We start from the raw sequence: 2,595 nt of genomic DNA on the forward strand, positions 1-2,595 counted from the left end.
ACTGCTGTGCAAAACGTGTCACCTGCAGAAGCACCACGCCGGATGGACCATCGAACGGATCGGGCCCGGAGTGCAGCGCTTCACCAGCCCCACCGGTCGTCAACACCTCGTCCGGTTGCCGGGCATCGCACCACCGACACCCACGCACGACCCACCACCCGCCGAGGGACCAACCGAACCGGACCTCCCGCCGTTCTAGTGGTCCGCGGCCGTAGCTTCGCTAGCCGATGATCGTGACGTCGCCGAACATGACGTTGCGCGTCATCGGCCGGGCGAGGAACTCGTGCGGGAACCCGAGTTCGACCGCGCTCGCCTCTTCCAACCTGGCTCGCTGATCGTCGGTGAATCGCACATCGAGCGCGCCGAGGTTGTCCTCGAGCTGGGCCAGGGTGCGTGCGCCGACGATCGGCGACGTCACCGCCGGGTTCAGCATCGTCCATGCCAGCGCGACCTGAGAGGGCGTGTGCCCCGTCTCCCCCGCGATGCCCTTCACCACGTCGGCGATCGTGAGGCCGCGCTCAGTCAGCGCACCGCTGGCGGCCGCGACATTCTTACGGGTCCCCGCGGCGCCCGCCGTGCCGGTTCCGATGTCAAGATCGGCCCTGGTGTACTTGCCGGTCAGCACGCCACTTCCCAGCGGCGACCACGGGATGACACCGAGTCCCATATCGCGCGCCATCGGGATCAGGTCGCGCTCGACCGTCCGCTCGATCAGGCTGTACTCGATCTGCAGGGCCACCAGGGGCGACCAGCCACGCAGATCCGCGATCGCCTGCATCCGCGAGACCTGCCACGCCGGCGCATCCGAGATGCCGACGTACATGATCTTGCCGGCCGTGACCAGGTCGTCCATAGCGCGCAGGATCTCCTCGACCGGGGTCATGCCGTCCCAGGCGTGCAGGTACAGCAGGTCGATGTAGTCCGTACCGAGTCGCCGCAGGCTCGCCTCGACCGAGCGCACCATGTTCTTGCGGTGGTTTCCCCCAGAGTTGGGGTCATGCTCGCGCATCGTGCACGTGTACTTCGTCGCGAGAACCAGACGTTCACGCTTGTCGGCGGCGAACTGTCCGGTCAGCTGCTCGGACGTGCCGTTCGTGTATACGTTCGCCGTGTCGACAAAGTTGCCGCCGCGATCGACGTAGGCGTCGAAGATCCGCCGAGACTCGTCCTTGTCGGCGCCCCATCCCCAATCGTCTCCGAAGGTCATCGTCCCCAGCGCCAGCGGCGACACCCGCAGGCCCGAGCGACCCAGGAGTCGATAGCTGTCGAGAGAAACGGTTCCAGCCACAATGGCCTCCTGTCTTCGCAGCGGTGATGTCAAGGGCCGCGGGCCGCCTCCGCTGCTGGCTGGCCCGCTCGCTCAAGCTTCGCCGTCGTCCGGGCCAGCGGGAAGGGAAGGATCGTCCTGGGACTCGCAGTCCCAGGAAGCATCCGCCATAGAATCCTGGACGTGAGCACCACCATGGACATGAGCCAAGAGCTGGCGGCCTTCCTGCGTACCCGGCGGGAACGGCTCGCGCCGGCCGACGCGGAGCTGCCGTCCGGTCGTCGCGCACGCCGCACGCCAGGCCTGCGACGCGAAGAGGTGGCAGAGCTCGCGGGGGTCAGCGTCGACTACGTGACCCGTCTCGAGCAGGCCCGAGGCCTGCGCCCATCGTCTGAGGTCCTCGATGCGCTGGCCGGGGCGTTGCAGCTCAATGACGACGAGCGGGCCTACCTGTTCGACCTGGCGCAGCAGCGTCCTGTCGGCCAGCGCGCCACACGCGGCGAGGCGATCCCTGGACCACTCGGGAACATGGTGCACGACCTGTCACCGCTACCCGCCATGGTGCTCAACCACCGGCTGGACATCACTGCATGGAATCCGCAGATGTCCTTGCTGATGGGACTCGACCTCGACGCGATCCCCCAGCGGCGGCGGAACGCTCTGTGGCTGTGCATCCGGCACCCCACGATCCGCGACTTCTACATCGACCGCGAGCAGGTGATCCGCGAAGGCATCGCCGACCTGCGAGCCGCCTGGGCGACCAGGCCCGACGACGCCGAGCTCGCAGCCTTGATCAACGAGCTGAGAGCCGGCAACCCCGATTTCGCCCGGCTGTGGGACGAGCGCGACGTCCGAGTGAACGCGCACGGTCACAAGCGCCTGCTGCACCCAGCTGTCGGACCGATCTCGATCGAGTTCGACGTGCTCACACCGCTGCACGACCGGGATCAGCGCCTGGTCGTCTACCGGGGCGCCGACGCGGCCTCGCAGACTGCGCTGGACACCATCACCGGCAGCGCCCACCGGGACGGTTAGGGCCCGCCGCCACCGCCGCCGGATCCACCCCCGCCACCGTCACCGCCACCGCCGTCTCCGCCTCCAAACCCACCGGCGCCCCCAGCACCACCGCCACCATCGCCGAAGCCTCCGATGCCGCCGGCTCCGCCGTCGGAGCCGAACGCTCCTCCGGAGCCACCGTCGCCGAGCTCACCGGCGAGTGCGCCCACGCCTGCGAAGCCACACGCGGCGGCGAAATCACCCAGCTCCGGTAGATCCGGGTGATCGGCATCGATGACGTGCTCTCCCCTCTGGCCACGGCCGGTCCCGAT

The 2,595-nt window shown here is 68.4% G+C and carries 3 protein-coding genes and 1 pseudogene; 2 read left to right on the forward strand and 2 right to left on the reverse strand.

What is annotated here, in order from left to right; translation table 11 throughout:
* Positions 1-199: pseudogene (locus tag ELR45_RS36345) on the forward strand (hypothetical protein); the annotation flags it as partial.
* A gap of 21 nt (positions 200-220) precedes the next feature.
* On the opposite strand, the gene ELR45_RS00935 reads toward ELR45_RS36345, so the two are convergent.
* Positions 221-1,288 (reverse strand): aldo/keto reductase, encoded by a 1,068-nt coding sequence (locus ELR45_RS00935; protein WP_129662698.1) that lies wholly within the window; start codon positions 1,286-1,288, stop codon positions 221-223.
* Positions 1,289-1,450: 162 nt separating this feature from the next.
* Between ELR45_RS00935 and ELR45_RS00940 the strand changes: the two genes are divergently transcribed.
* A complete protein-coding gene (locus tag ELR45_RS00940; protein ID WP_205855643.1) occupies positions 1,451-2,302 on the forward strand; it encodes a helix-turn-helix transcriptional regulator in 852 nt (283 codons plus the stop codon).
* On the opposite strand, the gene ELR45_RS34315 is transcribed toward ELR45_RS00940, so the two are convergent.
* A partial coding sequence (locus ELR45_RS34315) for a hypothetical protein (RefSeq protein ID WP_205855644.1) occupies positions 2,299-2,595 on the reverse strand: 297 nt, incomplete at its 5' end. The two genes, ELR45_RS00940 and ELR45_RS34315, sit on opposite strands and share 4 nt — an antisense overlap.

The organism is Phytoactinopolyspora endophytica (assembly GCF_004138495.1).
Lineage (GTDB): Bacteria > Actinomycetota > Actinomycetes > Jiangellales > Jiangellaceae > Phytoactinopolyspora > Phytoactinopolyspora endophytica.